The organism is Variovorax sp. PBL-E5 (assembly GCF_901827185.1).
In the GTDB taxonomy this organism is placed as follows: Bacteria; Pseudomonadota; Gammaproteobacteria; order Burkholderiales; family Burkholderiaceae_C; genus Variovorax.
In genome coordinates this window covers 4,654,252-4,674,348 of record NZ_LR594671.1, presented here as the reverse complement: position 1 = coordinate 4,674,348, position 20,097 = coordinate 4,654,252, and the positions used below count along the sequence as shown (strand labels likewise).

Sequence of the window (20,097 nt, the reverse complement as noted above, 5' to 3'; positions counted from 1 at the left end):
GGCGGCCCATGCGACTCCCCTCCAAAGTCAAGATCGTCGACGTGGGCCCGCGCGATGGGCTGCAGAACGAGAAGCAGCCGGTGTCGGCCGAGATCAAGATCGGCCTCGTGCACCGGCTGCAGGATGCGGGGGTGCGCGAGATCGAGGTGACGAGCTTCGTCTCGCCCAAGTGGGTGCCGCAGATGGCCGACAACGCCGAGGTCATGCACGGCATCCACCGCAAGACCGGCGTGCGCTACTCGGTGCTGACGCCCAACATGAAAGGCTTCGAGGCCGCCATCGCCGCGCCGCGCGAGGAATGGCCCGACGAGATCGTGGTGTTCGCCGCCGCCAGCGAGGCCTTCAGCCAGCGCAACATCAACTGCTCGATCGCCGAAAGCATCGAGCGCTTCCGGCCGGTGGTGGCGGCCGCGCGCGACCAGGGCATCTACGTGCGCGGCGCGATGTCCTGCGCCGTGGGCTGTCCCTACGAAGGCGAAGTCGCGCCCGCGCGCGTCGACATGCTGGCCGGCCTCATGAAAGACATCGGCGTGCAGCACGTGGGCATGGCCGACACCATCGGCGTAGGCACCCCGGTCAAGGTGCAGCGCGCGCTGGAAGCGACCTTGAAGCACTTCGGCATCGACGACATCTCGGGCCACTACCACGACACCTACGGCCAGGCGCTGGGCAACACGCTCGCGAGCCTGGCGATGGGCGTGTGGCAGTTCGACACCTCGGCGGCCGGGCTCGGCGGCTGCCCGTACGCGAAAGGCGCGACCGGCAATGTGGCCACCGAGGACGTGGTCTACATGCTGCACGGGATGGGCATCGAGACCGGCATCGACCTGGACCGGTTGATCGACGCGGGCGTGTACATCAGCGAAGCGCTGGGCCGCGAACCGAACTCGCGGGCGTCGAAGGCGTTGCGCACGAAGCGCGAAGGCTGAGACGATGTGCGGTGCCGCGGCGGCCGCTGCCGCCTGATCTTTTTCTCAAGCCAACTCAAAACATTTCGATTGTCACCCGCGTGGACCGGTGACAAAACCGGGATACCAGCCGCGGCGATCTCGGGGTGCCCGTTCCTCGTCGTCGCGGTCTCGAGGAGACAGCATGGATCTGGGACTGAAACACAAGGTCGTCTTGGTGACGGGTGCGAGTGAAGGCATCGGCAAGGCGACCGCGCTGGCCTTCGCACGCGAAGGCGCGCGCGTCGCCATCAATGCGCGCCGGGCGCCGGTGCTGCAGGCGACGGCCGACGAAATCGCGTCCTCGACCGGCGCAGAGGTGCTCGCCCTGCCGGGGGACATGACGGAGCTCGAATCATTGCCTGCATTGGTCGAAGCGATCATTGCGCGCTGGGGCCGCATCGACGTGCTGGTGAACAACGCGGGCACGGGAATGTCCAAGGGCTTCCTGGCGGTCACCGTGAAGGACCTCGAAGACAATTTCCGGCTGAACTTCTTCTCGACCTACGTCATGTCGCAGCAGGTTGTTCCGCACATGGTGCGCCAGGGCGGCGGCGTCATCCTCAACCTCGGCGGCATCACGGCCAAGCAGGCGCCCAAGGGGCCATCGACCGTGTCCGGGCCGGCCAAGGCCGCGATGTTCAACTTCACCAAGGCGCTGGCGCAGGAGTTCGGACGCGACAACATTCGCGTGAACTACCTGATGCCCGGCCTCACCATGACGCCGCGCTTCGACCGCAAGCTGCGCGACCTGACCGGCGGCGATGCCGACAAGTACGCGCAGGAGATGCAGCGCTGGTCCAGGGACGTGCTGTTGCCCGGTCGCCGCTGGGGCAAGCCCGAGGAAATGGCCGACGTCATCGCCTTCCTCTGTTCCGATCGCGCCAGCTACATGACCGGGGCCAGCGTCATCGTCGACGGCGGCGTCGTGCGCGCACTCTGAGCCTCATGGATCGCGACATGCACGGCCCGCTGCAAGGCATCCGCGTCGTGGACGTGACGACGGTGATGCTGGGCCCGTACGCCACCCAGACACTGGGCGACATGGGCGCCGACGTGATCAAGATCGAAGCGCCGCCGGCGGGAGATATCGCGCGCAATCTGGGCGCCGCGCGCACGCCCGGCATGAGCGGCAGCTTCCTCAACATGAACCGCAACAAGCGGTCGGTCGCCATCGACCTGAAGCAGGCCGGTGCGAAGGAGGTGCTGCGCAGGCTGGCGGCAACGGCCGATGTCTTCATTCACAACATGCGGCCGCAGGCCATCGAACGGCTCGGGTTCGGCTATGAGGCCGTGGCAGCGCTCAATCCCGGCATCGTGTACGTGGGCGCCTACGGTTTCGGCCAGGATGGCCCGTACCGGGCCAAGCCGGCATTGGACGACGCGATCCAGGCGGCGTCGGGTCTCGCCAGCCTGTTCGTTCGCCAGGACGGCCAACCGCGCTATGTGCCGAGCGCCATCGCCGACAAGATCGTGGGTCTCACGGTGAGTCAGGCCGTGCTGGCGGCGCTGCTTCACAGGTCGCGAACCCAGGAAGGCCAATTCGTCGAAGTGCCCATGCTCGAGACGCTCGTGGCTTTCAACCTGATCGATCATCTGGGCGCGGGCGCCTACGCGCAGCCGCCGGGAAAGATCGGCTACGCGCGGGCCAGTTCACCGTCGCGGCGACCCTTCCCGACCCAGGATGGCTTCGTCTGCATCCTGCCCTACGACGATCGGCAGTGCCGGAGTTTTTTCTCGGCGGTCGGCCGGCCCGAGGTGGCGGACGACGCGCGCTTTTGCAGCTACGCCGCGCGGGTCCGGCACCCGGACGCGTTCTACGGCCTGATCCGTGATCTGACGCCGAGCCGCACGACCGCGCAATGGGTGGCGATCTGCGAGGCCGGCGAGATCCCGTGCATGCCTGTCGTCGATATCGAGGATCTGCCGCAGGACGAGCACCTGCAGGCGGTCGGCATGTTCGAGGCGCACCAGCATCCGACCGAAGGTGCGACGACGCTGGTGCGCTCGCCGATCCGATTCTCCAGATCGCCCGCTTCGATACGCCGCCATGCCCCCGGCTTCGGCGAACACAGCATCGAGGTGCTCCGTGGCCTCGACTATCCGGAGGATGAGATCGCCGCCATGCTGGCGGACGGCAGCGTCCTGGCCCCATGAAGGAAGAAGGAGCAAGTCCATGAAGTTGACACGCCGTGCCGTCCTGGCACTCACCCTGCTGCCCCCGGTGTCGCTCGCGCAGACCCGGCCTGCGAAACCGGTGCGCGTCATCGTGCCGTTGCTGCCGGGAGGCAGCGTCGACCAGAGCGCCCGATTCTTCGCGGTCGAACTGAGCAAGGCACTGGGCGAGCAGTTCGTCGTGGAGAACGTGCCTGGCGGCGACGGCACGATCGGGCTGGCGCGGGCTGCCCGGGCCGCGCCCGACGGCCATACCCTCGTCGTCAGCGCCAACAGTTTTCAGACCATCAGTCCGTTCCTGTCCGAGATTCCGCTGCCCTACGACACGGTCAAGGACTTCAGTCCGATCGCCGGCCTGGTGTCGGTGTCCCATGTGATCCTGGCCAGGCCCGATCTGCCGGCGAACACGATTCCCGAACTGGTGGCGCTCGCCAAGGCGAGCCCGCAGCACCTGAACCATGGCTCGGCCTCGTCGACGGGCGCCTCGTACCTCGCTTCGATTCTGTTCAGCCGCCGCGCCGGCGTGCAGTTCACCGACGTCTTCTACAAGGGCGCCGCCGGCGTCTATACCGACTTGATGGGCGGTCGCCTCGACATCTTCTTCGACTCCCTGGGCGCGGCCATGCCCTTGATCAAGGCCGGCAAGGTCAAGGCCATCGCCACCACGCAGACCCGAAGGCATCCGCTCACGCCGAACGTGCCGACAGTGGCCGAGACCTACCCGGGCTTCGACACGTCCGGCTGGTACGCGCTGTACGGGCCCGCCAGGATGTCACCCGACATCGTGAACCGCCTGAACGCGGAGATCGCAAAGATCCAGAAGTCCGTCGAGTTCCAGCACCTGGCCGCGACCTATGGCTACGAGGCCATGACAGGGACCGCCGCCCAGCTGGGTGCGACGCAGGCCGCAGAGCTCGCGCAATGGGGCGAGCTTGCGAAGACGCTGAAGCCGGCGGCCGCGGCCAAGTGACGGGGCCTGCGTGCCAAAGAAAAAGCCCGCCATCGGTCTGATGGCGGGCTTTTCTTGCTGTACCTGGTGGCTCTTCACGGACTCGAACCGCGGACCTGTGGATTATGATTCCATCGCTCTAACCGACTGAGCTAAAGAGCCGAGCCCGACATTATAGCCATCTCCGCGCGGCCTCAGCCGGCCGGCGGAAGTTTCGCGAGTTCGTCCGCCACCAGCCGCACGATCAGCCGGTCCAGCGTCTGCACCGAATAGTTGCCGACGTCGTGCACCGTCTCGCGGCCTGGGCCGCTCGCCGGGTCGGCGGCGTCCCGGTAGGTGAGGAACACGAAGCGCCCGCCGGTGTACTGCGCAATCTGGCGCTGCACGTATTCGCCCTGCTTGTCGAGCCCGCTCGCGCCGACGCTGAACACCTTGATGCCCTTGCCGAGCGCGGCCATCATGTCGTCGTCGTACTGCGGGCCGCCGTAGTCGAGATGCGGCGGCGCATCGGCCAGCAGCACGACCATGCGGATGGCGCCGCTGCCGCGCCAGCTCAGGTCGTGCACCGTCTCGTGCAGCGCCTCGTTCATCGCTTCCGGATAGTCGCCGCCGCCATTTGCCTGCAGCGCATTCAGCACCGACTGGAAGGCGCCGAGGTCGTTGGTCAGATCGTGGCGGCGCACCAGGAAGGCATCGCCGCGGTCGCGGTAGGCCACCAGCCCGAAGCAGGTGTCGGGATGGCTGGGCAAGCGAGCGACCTCGTTGGCGATCGAATGCAGCGCTGCCTTGAGCTTGCCGATCTCGTCGCCCATCGATCCGGTGGCATCGACCAGGAAGACCAGGTCCAGCCTTGCGCGCTGCGGCGCCGGGCGCGCATCCAGCACCAACTCGACCGCGCTTTTCTGTCCGCGACGCAGGTAGGTCGTGCCTTGCCGGCCGTCCTTGCGCACGGCGACTTCGTACACCGGGCTGCCGAAGGGATCGAAGGCGTTCGGATGCAGCCACACGCGGCCGGCCGCATCGGTGCGCGCCCACATGGCGGCGCCATTCGCGCCTTGCACGGCCACCTCCGCGTCGGGCACGCCGGCGCCGCGCGCATCGCGCACCTGCAGCAGGTAGCGCTCGCGGATGTCGCGCTCGCGATGCGCGACCTGTGTGCGCTGGCGGAACTGCAGGTAGGCCGAGAAGTCGGCGTTGTCGTCCACCATGCCGGCGGTGACCGCCTCGCTGCGCGGCCGCGGCCGCTGCATCGGTGGCGGCGAAAGGGGTGAGGGCGGTGCGAAACGCGGGGCCTCCCCTTCGCGCGCGATGTCCGGGCCAGCGGCGCGCGCCACGGGCGAAGGCGCCGCCATGGCGCCGATCGCTGTCTCGTCCGTGGCGGCTGCGCTCGGTGCCGTGCCTTTCGCCTCGTCCTTTCGGCTGCGCGTCGCGCCTGCATCGCCGTAGATCGCTTCCTCGCGCGGCATGCGCCGGCCGCTCTGGCCCGGATCGCGGCCGGGTGTCTCGTGCGTCTGCACCGGACGCGCGCAATGGGCGGCCGACGGGGCTTCGAAATTCGGCTCCGTGCGTGCCACGATCTGCGCCGGCCACTGCGGCGGCGCGAAGGCCGCGGGTTCGGGTTGCGGCGCGGGCGACGGCCAGCGCACGGCGCCGGGTGCGAGCTCGGTGGCACTGCATGCGCCGAGCAGCAGCTGCGCGCACAGCAGCGCGGCGAGCGGTCGTTGCAGGAAGAAAGGGCGAGGGGTCATCGATGGCTCCGGGTTGTGGATGCAGCCTGATACGGCGCACCGGTACCAGGCGGGTCAGCGCTCGCGCGATATATTTTTTGCCGGTGCCAACCCCGAGCGACCATGTTGTCCGTAGAACGTGAGGTGAAAATCTGCCGATGCTTGCGCCCACCGCCGCGACCCCTTCCCTGCACGACGCCATGCCGGACGACCAGCTGATGCTCGCCTACGCCGGCGGCGACACCACCGCCTTCGATGCGCTCTACGCGCGGCACGAGAGCGCGCTGTTCCGCTTCGTGCGGCGTCTCATGGGCATGCGCCTCGCGTCGGAGGTCGACGAGGTGTTCCAGGACACCTGGCTGCGGATCGTCGCCGCGCGCGAGAGTTTTTCCCCGCAGGGCGCGACCTGGCGGACCTGGGCCTTCACCATCGCGCACAACCTCGCCATGGACCGGCTGCGCATGAGCGGGCGCGAGGTCGCGTTCTATGCGCACGACGAGGACGGCGACGGCCTCGAGGCCGCGCGGCTCTTCAGCCGCGGCCTGCTGCGCGACGGCGGCGCGGCCCGCGATGCCGCGCATCCCTCGGCCGAGGAGACCGCCTTCTGGCGCGCCGCCGGCCGCCGGCTGCTGGCCTGCCTCGACGAACTGCCGGACGACCAGCGCTCGGCCTTCCTGCTGCACAACGAAGACGGCTTCACGGTGGAAGCGCTGGGCGTCACGCTCGATGTCGGCTTCGAGACGGTGCGCAGCCGGTTGCGCTACGGCCTGAAGAAATTGCGCGGCTGCATGGAGCGCTACCTGTCCGTGCTGGAGCACCGCGCATGACCGATGCCGCGCCAACCCCCGAAGAAGACGGGCCGCTGCAGGACGACGCGCTGCGCCGCGCATTGCTGCACGCTCCCGATCACGCGGCCGTGCCCGACTGGCGCCTGCGCAAGACGATCCTGCAGAAGGCGCACGAAGCGGTCGCGGTCTCCGACGCCGTGCTGCTCGAACGCGAGGAGAAGAGGCCGTGGTGGCGCGCGGGCGGATGGACCGGCGGCAGCGGCTCGCGCATGCCCTGGAACGCGGCCTTCGCCACCGTGCTGCTCGCCACGCTCGTGACCGTCCTCTGGCAGCGCGAGTCCGTGCCCGACGCACGGCCCGACAGCGAAAGGCAGGTCGCCGCGGCACCGCCGCGAACGGTTGCGCCGAGCCCTGCCGTGCCGGCCAGCGCATCGCCGGCGCCGGCCACGTCGGCGGCCTCCCAGGCCATCCCGGCCGGGCCACCGTCGCTGCTGCCCGAGCTGGAGCCGGTCAGCCCGCCGCCGCCGCTGCCGCCGTCCCCCGATGCTTCCGATGCGACGAACAACATTGCGCTGTTCGGCCCGGACCTGTCGGGTATGGCGAAGCAGAGCCGTGCCAAGGCCGCTTCGCCGACGCCCAACGCGCCTGCGCCGTCGCGAGCGGAGCGTGCGCGCAAGGACCAGGAGGCTTCGATGTTGCCGCGCTTCGCGGGTGCGCCGCCGGCCGCGCCCGCGGCTGCGCCGGCCGCCGGCCTCGTGGCGCCGGGTGGCAGCGCCGCCGGTGCTGCACGTGCCGCGCCGCCCTCGGCGCGCACCGACGCAACCGAGCCGCCGACCTTCGAAGCGCTCTCGCAATGGACGCGGATCACGATCGCGCAACGCGGTGGCGCGACCCGCAGCCTCACGCGCGCCGAGGCCGGTTCGCTGGATGCGCTGATGGGGTCGGCGGCGATCTCGGCCGCGGGCGCGCAGCCGCTCGCAGGCGCGCCGGAATGGCGCATCACGCTCGAACGCGGCAAGGACGTGCTGGCCGTGTTCGAGCTCGGGCGCAACCAGGTGCGCTGGCGCGAAGGCCGCTCACCGCCGGCCACCGGCGCGCCATCGGCACCGGCGCTCGACGCGCTGCGCAGCGCACTGGGCGAAGCGGTGCAGCCGCCGCCGGACGCATCCCGGCCCGAGGCCGCAAAACCGGAGCCGGCCCCGCCGCCGCAAGACCCGCCGCCCACGGCGCCGCCGCGCGCACCCTAGCGCGGCCTCACTCGTGCTTGAACTCGGCCTTGCGCTTGTTCATGAAGGCGTCCATGCCTTCCTTCTGGTCGGCGGTGGCGAACAGCGCGTGGAACAGCCGGCGCTCGAACATCACGCCGTCGGACAGACTGCCTTCGAAGGCGCGGTTGACCGATTCCTTGGCGGCCATCACCGCGACCTGCGAGAAGTCGGCGATCACCAAGGCGGCGCCCAATGCCTCGTCCATCAACTTGTCGTAGGGCACGACGCGGCTCACCAGCCCCGAGCGCTCGGCCTCGGTCGCGTCCATCATGCGGCCGGTCAAGGCCATGTCCATCGCCTTGGACTTGCCGACCGCGCGCGGCAGGCGCTGCGTGCCGCCGGCGCCGGGGATCACGCCGAGCTTGATCTCGGGCTGGCCGAACCTGGCGTTGTCTGCGGCAATGATGAAGTCGCACATCATCGCGAGTTCGCAGCCGCCGCCGAGCGCGAAGCCGCTCACGGCCGCGATCACCGGCTTGCGCACGCTGCGGATGGTCTCCCAGTTGCGCGTGATGTAGTCGCCCTTGTAGACGTCGGCGAAGCTGTACTTGGCCATCGCGCCGATGTCGGCACCGGCCGCGAAGGCGCGCTCGCTGCCTGTGACGATGATGCAGCCGATGCTGCTGTCGGCATCGAAGGCCTTGAGTGCCTGGCCGAGTTCGGTCATCAGCGCGTCGTTGAGCGCATTCAGCGCCTTGGGCCGGTTCAGCGTCACGATGCCGACCTTGCCGGCCTCGGTGCGGACTTCGATGTTTTCGTAGCTCATGCGGATCTCCTTGAAACGAACAAACAGTGTGAGGGGCCGGTCAGGACGGGCTGAGCCAGGCGGCCAGTCTGGCTGCATCCTGCGCCATCAGGCGCCAGGTGGTCACGCCGGTGGGCAACACGAGCGGCAGGCGCAGCAGCCGCCGGTCGCGCGCGACGATCGCGGTCATCTTCTTCTGCGGGCCGAGGTAGAGCGCGAGGTCGTCGAGCTTGGCGATCCGCCAGCCCTGCGCGGGATGGCCCTTGGCCGCCGGCAGCTCGATGCCGAGCCATTCGTCGTGGGCCGAGAAGCCGGCCTGTTCGGCCGCGCCGCCGCGCAACACGACCTTGACCTGCACGCTGCCGCCGGTCTCGGTCACGCGCAGGCCGAGTTCCTGCGCGCGCTGCGCCGGATCGTCGAGCGGCACGACGCCGTGCGCACGCAGCAGCTCGGACAGCGGCAGCTCGGCGGTCGAGTGCACCCAGTCGGCGATCTCCCTGGCGAACGACCGGCCGCCGACCGCTTCGATCGCTTCGGCGAAATCGGCTTCGGCGACGGGCCCGCCGCCGCTCTTCTTCCAGAGCAGCCGCATCACGTCGTCGAGCGTGCCCTTGCCTTCGCTGCGCAGCGTGAGGTCGAAGCACATCGCCACCAGCGCGCCCTTGGTGTAGTAGCTCACCGTGCCGTTGGCGGTCTGCTCGTCCTGGCGGTAGTACTTGACCCAGGCGTCGAAGCTCGCCTCGGCCACCGATTGCACGCGCCGGCCCGGCGTCTGCATCACTTGGTTGATGGTCTTGTTGACGAGCCGCAGGTAGGCCGCGTCGTCGATGCGGCCGGCACGGCGCAGCAGCAGGTCGTCGTAGTAGCTGGTGAAGCCCTCGAACAGCCACAGCAGCTGCGTGTAGTTCTCTTCGGCATAGTCGTAGCGCGCGAACTCTGCAGGCCGCAGCCGCTTCACGTTCCAGGTGTGGAAGTACTCGTGGCTGATCAATCCCATCAGCGTGGTGTAGCCCTCGGGCTGCTTCATGGCGCCACGTTGCGGCAGGTCGCGCCGGGTGCAGATGAGCGCCGTCGAGTGCCGGTGCTCGAGTCCGCCGTAGCCGTCGTCCACGGCGTTGAGCATGAACACGTAGCGGTCATGCGGCGGCCGCGGCCCGCCGCGCTTGCCGACCTTGTCGCCATGCCAGAAGCGCATCTGTGCCTCGCAGATCGCGCGCGTGTCGGCGATCAGCTTGTCGCCGTCGAAGGAAGCGGGCGCGCCGGCGACCACGAAGCGGTGCGGCACGCCGCAGGCCTCGAAGCTCGCGCTCCAGAACGTGCCCATCTCGACCGGGCTGTCGGCCAGCTCGTCGTAGTCGGCGGCAACGTAGCTGCCGAAGCCATGGCGATCGACCTTCGACGGCCGCAGCGCGGTGGCACAGGACCAGCGCGCACCGTCGCCGGCGGCCGAAGGCGGCGCCGGGAGTTCGAGCGCATGCGGTGCGTCCGTCTGGCCTTCGACACGCAGGCACAGGCTGGTGCCGTTGAAGAATCCGCGATGGGCGTCCAGCCACGCGGTGCGCACCGAGTTGTCGTAGGCGCAGACCCGGTAGCGCAGGACCAGCGGCTTGCCCGGCGCGCAGTCGATCTGCCAGCTGTGCTTGTCGATCTGCCGCGCGGCCAGCTTGCGCCGGCCTTGCGCCGCCTGCAGCTGCTGCAGGTTCTTCGCGAACTCGCGCACCATGTAGCTGCCCGGAATCCACACCGGCAGCGAGACCCGCTGCAGCGCCGCAGGCGCATCGATGGTGAGGGTGACGGCGAACAGGTGCGCGTGGCGGTCCGCGCATTCGACGCGGAAGCGGATGGCCGGCGCCGCCATCAGTTGAGCGCGGCGAGTTGCTTTTCGACTTCGGCGGCGGGAATCGCCCCCGGCGCGCGGGTGCCGTCGCTGAAGATCAGCGTCGGCGTGCCGCTGATGTTGTACTTGCGGCCGAATTCGAGATTGCGCTGCAGTGCCGCCACGTCGCAGCCGGGGCCCGCGCTCGCGGGCTTGACCTGGGTCGCCATCCAGTCGTTCCAGGTCTTGGCCTTGTCCTTGCTGCACCAGATGTCGCGCGCCTTGACCGTCGAATCGGGACCGAGCACCGGGTACAGGAAGAGGTAGACCGTGACGTTGTCGACGCTCTTCATCTCGCGCTCGAACTGCTTGCAGTAGCCGCAGTTGGGATCCTCGAACACGGCCAGGCGGCGCTTGCCGTTGCCGCGCACGATCTTGAAGGCGTCCTGCATCGGCAGCTTGTCGAAGGCGACCTCGCTGAGCTTCTCGACCCGCTCCTCGGTCAGGTTCTTGCGCGCCTTGACGTCGATCAGGTTGCCCTGCAGCAGGTAGTTGCCCTGCTCGTCGGTGTAGTAGATCTCGAAGCCGTTGAGGCGCACCTCGTAGAGGCCGGGCATCGGTGCCTTGGTGACCTCGTCGATCTTGGCGAACTGCGGAATGCGCGCCGCCAGGTTCTTGCGGATCTCGGCTTCGCCGGCCATGGCGCTCGCGAGGACGCAGCCGAAGGCCACGGCGGCGAAAAGAGGACGGACGAGTTTTTTCATGAGGAGGTTCCTGTTGCCGGAAGTCATTGCAGGCCCATGGCCTGGCGCGCGATCCAGTGCTTGACGAGCCGTGTCCGGTCGAAGCCGCGCATGCCCCAGTTGCGCAGCGCCGGCAGCGGGTCGGCGCTGTGGGCGAAGAGCTGCTGCAGGCCGTCGGTGGCCAGGCTCATCGACAGCACGTCGGTGCGGCGCGCGCGTTCGTAGCGGCGCAGCAGCCGGGCGTCGCCCACGCTGCGCCAGTAGTCCCGGTCCTTGATGATGTTCGACAGCGCGGCCACGTCGGCCAGCCCGAGGTTCAGGCCCTGGCCCGCCAGCGGATGCACCGTGTGCGCGGCGTCGCCGGCCAGCGCCCAGCTGCGGCCGTCGGCGAACTGGCCGGTCCAGCGTTCGGCGATCGCGCGTTGCAGGGGCCAGGCTGCGCGTTCGCTGGTCAGCGTGAGCGCGCCCAGCGCATCGTGGCTGGCGGCGCGCAGGCTGGCGCCGAATTCGTCGGCGCTCTGGGCCAGCAACTCTGGCGCGCGCAGCTGGTCGACCGACCAGACCAGCGCCAGCGAACGGTCGAAGGCACCGTGCCGGTCCGACACGCCGCCCGCATCGCCCAGCGGCAGCAGCGCCAGCACCTCGCCGCGCTCGTCGAACCACTGGCGCGCGATGCCGTCGTGCGGCCGCTCGGCTTCGAGCCGCGCCGCGATCGCGTGCTGCGGATAGCGGGTGATCTCGTAGCGCACACCGAGCGCCTCGCGGGTGGCGCTCGCGCGGCCTTCGCAGACCACGGTCAGCCCCGCGGGCATGGGGTCGGCGACGACCTCGATGCGCGGCTGGAAGCGCACCGCATCGGCCAACTGCTGCTCGAGCGCCGGCACGTCGACGATCCAGGCCAGCGCCTCGACCTTCTGGCGCGCTGCACTGAACTGCACGCGGCCGCCTTCGTCGCCATGCACCTGCATTTCGCGCACCGGCGTGGCATGCGTGGCGTCGGGCCACGCGCGCAGCGATTCGAGCAGGTTCTTCGATGCCGCGTTGAGGGCGTAGGCACGCACGTCCTGCGCGGCGGGCGCGGCGGCCGGCGCGACCAGCGCCACGCGCACTCTTTCGCGCGCCAGCAAGAGCGCCAGTGCGCGGCCGACAATGCCGGCGCCGCGAATGCAAACCTCGGGGGGAAGGGCCATCGCGGCATTGTAGGAGTTGCCTCGCGCGCCGGCCGGGTGCGGGAGAATCCCTGTTCCAGCCAAAGGAACTCCCCGTGAACGCTCCCGCCTTCGACCTCCAAGCCACCATCGCGCGCCTGTTCGTCTACCCGGTCAAGTCCTGTGCCGGCGTCGAGCTGGACGAGGCGCTCCTGATCGAAACCGGACTGGAGTTCGACCGCGCCTGGATGGTGGTCGATGCCGACGGCGAATTCGTCACCCAGCGCGAGCTGCCGCGCATGGTGCTGATCCGGCCACAGCTCAAGCACTACGAGATGGTGCTGCGCGCGCCGGGCATGCTGGCGCTGCACGTGGCTTTCGACCGCGTCGAGAAGCCGGTGCGCGTGCGCGTGTGGAAGGACCATGTGAAGGCCTACGACATGGGCGACATCGCGGCGCAGTGGTTCAGCGACTTTCTCTCTGAGCCCGGCCGCCCGCGCCAGCTGCGCATGGTGCGCTTCGATCCCGAGCAGCAGCGCCTGTCGAGCCGCCAATGGACCGGCGAGGTCGAGGCGCCGAACCAGTTCGCCGATGGTTTTCCGATCCTGGTGGCCAGTGAGGGATCGATGGCCGAACTCAACGCGAAGCTGGCCGCGGCCGGCCATGGCGCGGTCGGCATCGAGCGCTTCCGGCCCAACGTGGTGCTCGCGGGCATCGAGGCGCACGACGAGGACCGCGTCGAGACGCTGCACATCAGCACCGCGGAAGGCGAGGCCACGCTGCGCCCGGTCAAGCCCTGCGCGCGCTGCCCGATCCCCGACATCGACCCGGCCACCGCGCTGAGTACGCCCGAGGTCGGCGACATGCTGCGCACCTACCGCGCCGATCCGCGCGTCGACGGCGCGATCACCTTCGGCATGAATGCGATCGTGCTGCAGGGCGTGGAGCATGCGCTGCGCGTGGGCCAGCCGGTCGGCGCCAACCTGCGTTTCGAATGAGCGCAGGATCAGGCGCCTAAAATCCCGGCTTCCCCCCAGCATCCCTGAAAGCACCCGCCATGAGTCTCCAGTGCGGCATCGTCGGCCTGCCCAACGTCGGCAAGTCCACCCTTTTCAACGCCTTGACCAAGGCCGGCATCGCGGCCGAGAACTATCCGTTCTGCACCATCGAGCCCAATGTCGGCGTGGTCGAGGTGCCCGATCCGCGGCTCGCGCAGCTGGCCGACATCGTGAAGCCCGAGCGCATCGTGCCGGCCATCGTCGAGTTCGTCGACATCGCGGGCCTGGTGGCTGGCGCCAGCCAGGGCGAAGGCCTGGGCAACCAGTTCCTCGCGCACATCCGCGAGACCGACGCGATCGTGAACGTGGTGCGCTGCTTCGAGGACGACAACGTGATCCACGTGGCCGGCAAGGTCGACCCGATCTCCGACATCGAGGTGATCCAGACCGAGCTCTGCCTGGCCGACCTGTCGACGGTCGAGAAGGCGCTGCACCGCCACACCAAGACTGCGCGTTCGGGCGACAAGGAAGCGATCAAGCTGGTGGCCCTGCTCGAGAAATGCCATGCCGCGCTGAACGAGAACAAGCCGGTGCGCGCGATCGAATTCAGCAAGGAAGACCGGCCGCTGATCAAGCAGTTCTCGCTGATCACCGCCAAGCCCGCGATGTTCGTCGGCAACGTCGCGGAAGACGGCTTCGAGAACAATCCCTTCCTCGACCGCCTGCGCGAATACGCCGCGGCGCAGAACGCACCCGTGGTCGCCATCTGCGCCAAGATCGAGGCCGAACTGGCCGACATGGACGACGAGGACCGCACGATGTTCCTGGCCGAGATCGGGCAGGACGAGCCCGGCCTCAACCGCCTGATCCGCGCCGCCTATTCGCTGCTCGGCCTGCAGACCTACTTCACGGCCGGCGTGAAGGAAGTGCGCGCCTGGACCATCCACATCGGCGACACCGGCCCGCAGGCCGCGGGCGTGATCCACACCGACTTCGAGAAGGGCTACATCCGCGCGCAGACCATCGCCTTCAACGACTTCGTCGCGTTCAAGGGCGAGCAGGGCGCGAAGGACGCGGGGAAGATGCGGGCCGAGGGCAAGGAGTACGTCGTCAGGGATGGCGATGTGATGAATTTCCTGTTCAGTTCCTGAGCCTCGGTGGGCCTTCGCCGGCCTGACGCAGGCCGCGGCGAAATGGGTGTAATTGGGCGTCGGATTGGTGCGGCGTTACGCCCGGTCCAACCCCGCCAGCACCTTGTCCAGCGTCAACGGAAAGTCCCGTATCCGCACCCCGCACGCGTTGTAGACCGCATTTGCCACCGCGGCGCCGGCGCCGCAGATGCCGAGCTCGCCGACGCCCTTGATCTTCAGCGGATTGGTCTTGTCGTCCACCTCCGGCAGGAAGTGCGCTTCGGCGGCCGGGATGTCGGCATGCGAGGCCACGTGGTATTCGGCCAGATCGTGGTTGACGAAGCAGCCGTAGCGCGGATCGACCGCTGCTTCCTCGTGCAGCGCATTGCTGGCGCCCCAGATCATCGCGCCGGTGGCCTGGCTGATCGCGGTCTTCTGGTTGAGGATGCGGCCCGCCGCGAGGATCGCATCATTGGCCTTGACGCCCAGCATGTCGAATCGCGCAGGTGGTTGCCGCGCGACGAAGCCGACATGCCCATGCCGATCATCCAGCGGCCCTCGCGCCGTGAGGCCGGGGTCGCGCTGCGCCGGCTTCAGCCGAAGCGCTCGGCGCCTTCCTGCATGCATCGCACCAGCTGGCGGGTCGAACAGGGGATGTTCTTTTCCGGGTCCATCGCCGGCTCGTTGCGGATGCGCAGCGCGATCGGATCCATCTTCAGTTTCTCGGCCAGCTCGTCCATTGCGCTCTCCAGCGCCAGCATGCCCACGGCCTCGCCGGGTGCGCGCGTGGAATCGGAGATCGGCAGATCGAGCTTGACCGTGCGGTGCGCCGTCATGCGGTTGGGCGCGGCGTAGAGCGAGCGGGTCTGCTGGCTCGCGGCCTCGTAGAAGTTGTCGAAGCGCGCGCTGTGCGACCAGCTCTCGTGGGCGATCGCGGTGAGCCTGCCGTCGGCCGCGGCGCCCAGGCGCACGCGCTGGCGCGTCTCGCTGCGGTGCGTGGTGAAGTGGAACATCTGCTGCCGCGTCAGCGCGGTCTTGACCGGGCGCTTCAGCTGGCGCGACGCCATGGCCGACAGCATCACGTCGCCGTAGATCGGCAGCTTGCCGCCGAAGCCGCCGCCGATGTAGCGGCTCACGATGCGGACCTTGTCGGGCGGGATCTGCAGCGTTGCGGCCACGGCCTTCTGCGCGCTCTTGAGCAGTTGCGAGGAGCAGTGCACGATGACACCGCCGTCCTTCCAATACGCCCGCGTGGCATGCGGCTCCATCTGCGCATGGATGTAGTGCGGCGTGGTGCAGGTGGCATCGATGGTGACGGGCGCCGATGCGAAGGCCGCGGTGAAATCGCCGAGTGCGCTGTCGGCCTTGCGGGTGGCGCTGTCCCCGGGCTTCTCGGCCTGGGTCGTGTCCAGCGCATAGTCGCCCGGCTGCGCGTCGTAGCGGCGTCGACCAGCTTCGCCGCGGCGCGTGCCTGCTCGAAGCTCTCCGCCACCACGAAGGCCACAGCCTCGCCGTAGTAGCGCACGCGGTCGCTGCCCAGCTGCGGCGAGGCGCGGCCGTAGCGGTCCGCGGCGTCGACCGGGCCCCACGCGCCCTGGGCCGGCGCGTTGCGATGGGTCAGCACCAGCAGCACGCCGGGTGCGCGTTCGGCGGCGCTGGCGTCGATCGCCGCGATGCTGCCGTGGGCGATGGTCGCTTCGACGATGAAGCCGTAGGCGGGCCGGCCGCCTTCCTGCACTTCGTAGGCATAGGGCGCCTGCCCCATGACCTTGAGCCGGCCGCCCACGGGTGCGGGCAGCGCGACGGCGGTGATCAGCTCGCCCGGCATCAGGTTGGTCTCGGCCTGCGGCGTGTTGCCGGGCAGGCGATGGAAGTCGGCGATCGGGATCACGCGGCGAGCGCCGCTCGGCTGCACCGTCTCCACCTTGGCATCGAGCACGCGCATCGCCACCGCCATGTCCGAGGGATGCGTGGCGATGCACTGCGCGCTGGTTCCGAGCACTGCATGGATGCGGTTGCAGGCTTGCAGCGCGGCGCAGCCGGCGCCGGGCTGCCGCTTGTTGCACGGCCTGGCGGTGTCGTAGAAGTAATGGCAGCGCGCGGCTCAGCACCGCAGAGTCGCGGCGCACGCGCGCGTCGGCCGCGGCTTCAGGCGACGCCGCGCGCTCGTAGGTGAAGGCTTTCATGCGCGCACTCCCGACACGTCCCGGATGGCGGCGACGATGTTCGGATAGGCGCTGCATCGACACAGGTTGCCGCTCATGCGTTCGCGGATCTCTTCGTCGCCGAGCGCGACGGCGGCGTTCAGGTCGCGCGTCACGTGGCTCGGCATGCCGCGCTTCGCTTCGTCGAGCATGCCGGCGGCCGAACAGATCTGGCCGGGTGTGCAGTAGCCGCACTGGAAGCCGTCGTGCTTCAGGAATGCCTGCTGGATCGGATGCAGCGCATCGCTGCGCGACAGGCCTTCGATGCTCGTGATCTGCTGGCCATCGTGCATCACTGCCAGCGTCAGGCACGAATTGGTGCGGCGACCGTCGATGAGCACCGTGTATGCATCGCACTGGCCATGGTCGCAGCCCTTCTTGGCGCCGGTCAGGTGTGCAACTGCAGCGGCATGTGCGGCGGCGGCAGGTCGATGGCGTTGTCGGTCGGCGTGGCAGGCGCTGTCGAAGCGTCGGAGGAGGCCGCCGCGGCGCCTGCGGTTTGCACGGCCGCAAGGGCGGCGCCGGCCTGGAACACACCGCGCCGCGTGACCGTCCAGGTCGGTGGATCGGGCTCGCAGGGGGAACGTGAGCGCATGATTCTTTCCTTCCAGCAGATGGCGGCTGTCGGAACACTCGCCGCCGGTCATGCTGGGAATGCGCAAAGGCGTGGAAGTTGCGTATATGCGCCGTCGTACTGTAGGCCGATGTGCATGATCGCGTATCGGGCACGCATAACGGTGTAGAAATGCAAGTCGACTCCGCCGCGCGATGCGGCGCACCATCCCCACTGCGACCATGATCACCGTCCACCATCTCAACAATTCGCGCTCGCAACGCGTGCTCTGGCTGCTCGAAGAATTGGCGCTGCCCTACGAGATCGTTCGCTACCAGCGCGATCCGAAGACGATGCTCGCGCCGGCCACGCTGCGCGCCGTGCACCCGCTGGGCAAGTCGCCGGTGGTGGTGACGGACGACGGCCAGGCGCTGGCCGAGTCGGGTGCCATCGTCGAGACGCTGATCGAGCGCTACGGCAATGGCCGCCTCGCGCCGATCGCGGGCACGCCGGATGCCGTGCGGTATCGCTACTGGCTGCACTACGCCGAAGGCTCGGCCATGCCGCCGCTGCTGCTCAAGCTGATGTTCGACCGGATCGAGAAGGCCCGCATGCCCTTCTTCGCCAAGCCGATCGCCAGGGCCATCGCGGGCAAGGCCAAGAGCGCGTTCATCCTGCCGCAGATCACGCAGCACCTGAACTTCATGGAAGGCGAACTGGGCAAGAACGCATGGTTCGCGGGCGATGGCTTCACCGGCGCGGACATCCAGATGAGCTTTCCGGTCGAGGCCGGCGTGGCGCGCGGCGGCCTCGATGCGAAGCGCCCGAAGCTGATGGCGTGGCTGGAGCGCATCCATGCCCGGCCCGCCTACCAGAAGGCGCTCGAGCGCGGCGGGCCCTACGGCCTGCTGACCTGAGTGCGCGCGCGCTTCACTGCGGCCACAGGTAGAGCAGCGCCAACGTCATCGTGAGGTAGCGCGCGAACTTGCCGATCGCCATGTAGATCACGCAAGGCCAGAACGCCAGCTTGAGCCAGCCCGCAACGGCACACAGCGGATCGCCGACGACCGGCAGCCAGCTCAGCAGGCAGGCCTTCGGGCCGAGCCGCTCCAGCCATCCGAGCACGCGCAGGTGATGTTTCGAATGCGCGTACTTGTCGGCGACCTTGTGGGCGGCATAGCCCATCCACCAGTCGACCACGCCGCCCAGGGTGTTGCCGAGCGTGGCCACGCCGAGGGCCGGCCAGAACAGGTCCGGGTTGAGCTTGAGCAGGCCGAACAGCGCCGGCTCGGAGCCGATCGGCACCAGGGTGGCGGAGACGAAAGCGGCCACGAACAGCGTGCTGAGTCCGTATTGCGGCAGCGCCAGAAGCGCCAGGAGGGAGTCGAACCAGGCCTGCATGTGCGCGCCAGTATAGGAAACGCGCACGCGCCATCGGCGTCGGCGAAGGTGCTGCGCGCATGCGGGCTGTCAAGCCACCGCACAAGTGCAAATGGTTTCAGCGGCCGGCGCGCGGCACCGCTACAATCGTGCCTCATTTTTCAGCAGCCCGGCGCGCGCACCTCTCCCTCCATGACCCTGCACATCGGCACCATCGCGCTGGAGAACCGCCTGTTCGTCGCGCCCATGGCGGGCGTCACGGACCGGCCCTTCCGCATGCTGTGCCGCGAACTCGGCGCGGGCTACGCGGTCAGCGAGATGGTCACGTCGAAGAAGGAGCTCTGGGGCACGCTCAAGACGTCGCGCCGCGCCAACCACGACGGCGAGCCGGGCCCCATCGCGGTGCAGATCGCCGGCACCGATGCGGCCATGATGGCCGAGGCCGCGCAGTACAACATCGACCGCGGCGCGCAGATCATCGACATCAACATGGGCTGCCCGGCCAAGAAAGTCTGCAACAAGTGGGCCGGATCGGCGCTGATGCGCGACGAGCCGCTGGCGCTCGAGATCGTCGAGGCGGTGGTGCAGGCCGCGGCACCGCACGCGGTGCCGGTCACGCTCAAGATGCGCACCGGCTGGAGCGAGGACCACCGCAACGCCGTGACGCTGGCGCGCCGCTTCGAGCAGGCCGGCGTGCAGATGCTCACCGTGCACGGCCGCACCCGCGAGCAGGGCTACAAGGGCCAGGCCGAATACGACACCATCGCTGCGGTCAAGTCCGCGGTACGCATTCCGGTGGTGGCCAACGGCGACATCGTCTCACCCGAAAAGGCGCGCGAGGTGCTCGCCCTGACCGGCGCCGATGCGCTGATGGTCGGCCGCGCCGCGCAGGGACGGCCCTGGATTTTCCGGGAGATCGCGCACTTTCTCGCCACGGGCGCGCAACTCGCGCCGCCGCTGGTGGCGGAAGTGCGCCGGCTCATGCTCGATCACCTGCAGCAGCACTATGCCCTGTATGGCGACTACAGCGGCGTGCGGACCGCACGAAAGCACATCGGCTGGTATGTGCGCGCACTGCCCGGCGGCGAGGCATTCCGCGCCGCGATGAACGCCATCGAGGACTGCGATGCGCAACTGCGCGCGGTCGGCGATTTCTTCGATGCGCTCGCGGCGCGCATGGATCGCATCCCGCCGACCGGCACCGGCGATGTGCCCGAATCGAGCGATCTCTTCGCGGCCGACGCGCTGGCGTGACAAGAAAGACAAGAGGAAAAAAGAAGAAGGCCATGAGCAAGAAACACATCGAGGACTGCGTGCGCAGCAGCCTGGACAGCTACTTCCGCGATCTGCGCGGCACCGAACCCGACGGCATGTACGACATGCTGGTGCGGGTGGTCGAGAAGCCGCTGCTCGACGTCGTGATGACGCGCGCGGAGGGCAACCAATCCAAGGCCGCGCAATGGCTCGGCTTGAACCGCAACACGCTGCGCAAGAAGCTGGTCGAACACAAATTATTGAAGTAACCC

The 20,097-nt window shown here is 68.8% G+C and carries 17 protein-coding genes, 1 tRNA gene and 3 pseudogenes; 11 read left to right on the top strand and 10 right to left on the bottom strand.

Features of this window, described 5'->3' with window-relative positions; all coding sequences use genetic code 11:
- Positions 1 to 8 precede the first annotated feature (8 nt).
- The 4 genes from WDLP6_RS22875 to WDLP6_RS22860 all read left to right on the top strand — a co-directional run bounded on the left by WDLP6_RS22875 (position 9) and on the right by WDLP6_RS22860 (position 4,092).
- Entirely contained in the window at positions 9 to 929 is a 921-nt protein-coding gene (locus tag WDLP6_RS22875; RefSeq protein ID WP_162594201.1) for a hydroxymethylglutaryl-CoA lyase, read from the top strand.
- Between the two features lie 163 nt (positions 930 to 1,092).
- Complete coding sequence (locus WDLP6_RS22870; protein WP_162594200.1) at positions 1,093 to 1,890, top strand: SDR family NAD(P)-dependent oxidoreductase; 798 nt, start codon at positions 1,093 to 1,095, stop codon at positions 1,888 to 1,890.
- A 5-nt stretch (positions 1,891 to 1,895) separates the two neighbouring features.
- On the top strand, positions 1,896 to 3,104 hold the full coding sequence (locus tag WDLP6_RS22865; protein WP_232077232.1) for a CaiB/BaiF CoA transferase family protein: 1,209 nt from the start codon (positions 1,896 to 1,898) through the stop codon (positions 3,102 to 3,104).
- A 19-nt stretch (positions 3,105 to 3,123) separates the two neighbouring features.
- The gene (locus tag WDLP6_RS22860; protein WP_162594199.1) at positions 3,124 to 4,092 is read left to right on the top strand and encodes a Bug family tripartite tricarboxylate transporter substrate binding protein; all 969 of its coding nucleotides are present in this window, start codon (positions 3,124 to 3,126) and stop codon (positions 4,090 to 4,092) included.
- Positions 4,093 to 4,156: 64 nt separating this feature from the next.
- Here the strand turns inward: WDLP6_RS22860 and WDLP6_RS22855 are convergent.
- A tRNA-Met gene (locus WDLP6_RS22855) sits at positions 4,157 to 4,233 on the bottom strand.
- Between the two features lie 32 nt (positions 4,234 to 4,265).
- Positions 4,266 to 5,819 carry a VWA domain-containing protein gene (locus tag WDLP6_RS22850; RefSeq protein WP_162594198.1) on the bottom strand — a complete coding sequence of 518 codons (1,554 nt, stop codon included), beginning with the start codon at positions 5,817 to 5,819 and terminating at the stop codon, positions 4,266 to 4,268.
- A gap of 137 nt (positions 5,820 to 5,956) precedes the next feature.
- Here WDLP6_RS22850 and WDLP6_RS22845 point away from each other — a divergent pair, with 137 nt between their 5' ends.
- On the top strand, positions 5,957 to 6,625 hold the full coding sequence (locus tag WDLP6_RS22845; protein ID WP_232077230.1) for a sigma-70 family RNA polymerase sigma factor: 669 nt from the start codon (positions 5,957 to 5,959) through the stop codon (positions 6,623 to 6,625).
- On the top strand, positions 6,622 to 7,833 hold the full coding sequence (locus tag WDLP6_RS22840; RefSeq protein ID WP_162594197.1) for a hypothetical protein: 1,212 nt from the start codon (positions 6,622 to 6,624) through the stop codon (positions 7,831 to 7,833). Before WDLP6_RS22845 ends, WDLP6_RS22840 begins: the two co-directional genes overlap by 4 nt.
- Positions 7,834 to 7,840: 7 nt before the next feature.
- On the opposite strand, the gene WDLP6_RS22835 is transcribed toward WDLP6_RS22840, so the two are convergent.
- From WDLP6_RS22835 to WDLP6_RS22820, 4 genes are read right to left on the bottom strand one after another with little or no spacing between them, the layout of a single operon-like run.
- Positions 7,841 to 8,620: an enoyl-CoA hydratase gene (locus tag WDLP6_RS22835; RefSeq protein ID WP_162594196.1), complete on the bottom strand. Its 780-nt coding sequence runs from the start codon at positions 8,618 to 8,620 to the stop codon at positions 7,841 to 7,843.
- A gap of 40 nt (positions 8,621 to 8,660) precedes the next feature.
- Positions 8,661 to 10,457: a M61 family metallopeptidase gene (locus WDLP6_RS22830; protein WP_162594195.1), complete on the bottom strand. Its 1,797-nt coding sequence runs from the start codon at positions 10,455 to 10,457 to the stop codon at positions 8,661 to 8,663.
- Complete coding sequence (locus WDLP6_RS22825) at positions 10,457 to 11,179, bottom strand: DsbC family protein (protein ID WP_162569395.1); 723 nt, start codon at positions 11,177 to 11,179, stop codon at positions 10,457 to 10,459. Before WDLP6_RS22825 ends, WDLP6_RS22830 begins: the two co-directional genes overlap by 1 nt.
- Positions 11,180 to 11,202: 23 nt before the next feature.
- Positions 11,203 to 12,348, bottom strand: coding sequence for an FAD-dependent monooxygenase (locus tag WDLP6_RS22820; protein WP_162594194.1), 1,146 nt, complete (start codon positions 12,346 to 12,348; stop codon positions 11,203 to 11,205).
- Positions 12,349 to 12,422: 74 nt separating this feature from the next.
- Here WDLP6_RS22820 and WDLP6_RS22815 point away from each other — a divergent pair, with 74 nt between their 5' ends.
- Positions 12,423 to 13,304, top strand: coding sequence for an MOSC domain-containing protein (locus WDLP6_RS22815; protein ID WP_162594193.1), 882 nt, complete (start codon positions 12,423 to 12,425; stop codon positions 13,302 to 13,304).
- Positions 13,305 to 13,363: 59 nt separating this feature from the next.
- A complete protein-coding gene (gene ychF / locus WDLP6_RS22810) occupies positions 13,364 to 14,455 on the top strand; it encodes a redox-regulated ATPase YchF (protein WP_162594192.1) in 1,092 nt (363 codons plus the stop codon).
- Positions 14,456 to 14,536: 81 nt separating this feature from the next.
- Here the strand turns inward: ychF and WDLP6_RS35185 are convergent.
- From WDLP6_RS35185 to WDLP6_RS35170, 3 pseudogenes are all read right to left on the bottom strand, one after another.
- Positions 14,537 to 16,023 (bottom strand): annotated as a pseudogene (locus WDLP6_RS35185) (xanthine dehydrogenase family protein molybdopterin-binding subunit); the annotation flags it as partial.
- Positions 15,939 to 16,379, bottom strand: a pseudogene (locus WDLP6_RS35520) (FAD binding domain-containing protein); the annotation flags it as partial. The pseudogenes WDLP6_RS35185 and WDLP6_RS35520, both read right to left, overlap by 85 nt.
- 237 nt (positions 16,380 to 16,616) lie before the next feature.
- A pseudogene (locus tag WDLP6_RS35170) lies at positions 16,617 to 17,233 on the bottom strand (2Fe-2S iron-sulfur cluster-binding protein).
- A gap of 200 nt (positions 17,234 to 17,433) precedes the next feature.
- Here WDLP6_RS35170 and WDLP6_RS22785 point away from each other — a divergent pair.
- The gene (locus WDLP6_RS22785) at positions 17,434 to 18,108 is read left to right on the top strand and encodes a glutathione S-transferase (RefSeq protein WP_162594188.1); all 675 of its coding nucleotides are present in this window, start codon (positions 17,434 to 17,436) and stop codon (positions 18,106 to 18,108) included.
- A gap of 13 nt (positions 18,109 to 18,121) precedes the next feature.
- Here the strand turns inward: WDLP6_RS22785 and WDLP6_RS22780 are convergent, their stop codons facing one another.
- Complete coding sequence (locus WDLP6_RS22780; RefSeq protein WP_162569389.1) at positions 18,122 to 18,592, bottom strand: YqaA family protein; 471 nt, start codon at positions 18,590 to 18,592, stop codon at positions 18,122 to 18,124.
- A gap of 171 nt (positions 18,593 to 18,763) precedes the next feature.
- Between WDLP6_RS22780 and dusB the strand changes: the two genes are divergently transcribed.
- Both dusB and WDLP6_RS22770 read left to right on the top strand, forming a co-directional pair.
- The gene (gene dusB, locus WDLP6_RS22775; RefSeq protein WP_162594187.1) at positions 18,764 to 19,825 is read left to right on the top strand and encodes a tRNA dihydrouridine synthase DusB; all 1,062 of its coding nucleotides are present in this window, start codon (positions 18,764 to 18,766) and stop codon (positions 19,823 to 19,825) included.
- 32 nt (positions 19,826 to 19,857) lie between these two features.
- Complete coding sequence (locus WDLP6_RS22770) at positions 19,858 to 20,094, top strand: Fis family transcriptional regulator (protein WP_068683508.1); 237 nt, start codon at positions 19,858 to 19,860, stop codon at positions 20,092 to 20,094.
- Positions 20,095 to 20,097 lie beyond the last annotated feature (3 nt).

Excerpts from the sequence above, each read along its gene's own strand:
- WDLP6_RS22875 (WP_162594201.1), top strand. The coding sequence starts at position 9 with ATGCGACTCCCCTCCAAAGTCAAGATCGTCGACGTGGGCCCGCGCGAT.
- WDLP6_RS22870 (WP_162594200.1), top strand. The coding sequence starts at position 1,093 with ATGGATCTGGGACTGAAACACAAGGTCGTCTTGGTGACGGGTGCGAGT.
- WDLP6_RS22865 (WP_232077232.1), top strand. The coding sequence starts at position 1,896 with ATGGATCGCGACATGCACGGCCCGCTGCAAGGCATCCGCGTCGTGGAC.
- WDLP6_RS22860 (WP_162594199.1), top strand. The coding sequence starts at position 3,124 with ATGAAGTTGACACGCCGTGCCGTCCTGGCACTCACCCTGCTGCCCCCG.
- WDLP6_RS22850 (WP_162594198.1), bottom strand. The coding sequence starts at position 5,819 with ATGACCCCTCGCCCTTTCTTCCTGCAACGACCGCTCGCCGCGCTGCTG.
- WDLP6_RS22845 (WP_232077230.1), top strand. The coding sequence starts at position 5,957 with ATGCTTGCGCCCACCGCCGCGACCCCTTCCCTGCACGACGCCATGCCG.
- WDLP6_RS22840 (WP_162594197.1), top strand. The coding sequence starts at position 6,622 with ATGACCGATGCCGCGCCAACCCCCGAAGAAGACGGGCCGCTGCAGGAC.
- WDLP6_RS22835 (WP_162594196.1), bottom strand. The coding sequence starts at position 8,620 with ATGAGCTACGAAAACATCGAAGTCCGCACCGAGGCCGGCAAGGTCGGC.
- WDLP6_RS22830 (WP_162594195.1), bottom strand. The coding sequence starts at position 10,457 with ATGGCGGCGCCGGCCATCCGCTTCCGCGTCGAATGCGCGGACCGCCAC.
- WDLP6_RS22825 (WP_162569395.1), bottom strand. The coding sequence starts at position 11,179 with ATGAAAAAACTCGTCCGTCCTCTTTTCGCCGCCGTGGCCTTCGGCTGC.
- WDLP6_RS22820 (WP_162594194.1), bottom strand. The coding sequence starts at position 12,348 with ATGGCCCTTCCCCCCGAGGTTTGCATTCGCGGCGCCGGCATTGTCGGC.
- ychF (WP_162594192.1), top strand. The coding sequence starts at position 13,364 with ATGAGTCTCCAGTGCGGCATCGTCGGCCTGCCCAACGTCGGCAAGTCC.
- WDLP6_RS22785 (WP_162594188.1), top strand. The coding sequence starts at position 17,434 with ATGATCACCGTCCACCATCTCAACAATTCGCGCTCGCAACGCGTGCTC.
- WDLP6_RS22780 (WP_162569389.1), bottom strand. The coding sequence starts at position 18,592 with ATGCAGGCCTGGTTCGACTCCCTCCTGGCGCTTCTGGCGCTGCCGCAA.
- dusB (WP_162594187.1), top strand. The coding sequence starts at position 18,764 with ATGACCCTGCACATCGGCACCATCGCGCTGGAGAACCGCCTGTTCGTC.
- WDLP6_RS22770 (WP_068683508.1), top strand. The coding sequence starts at position 19,858 with ATGAGCAAGAAACACATCGAGGACTGCGTGCGCAGCAGCCTGGACAGC.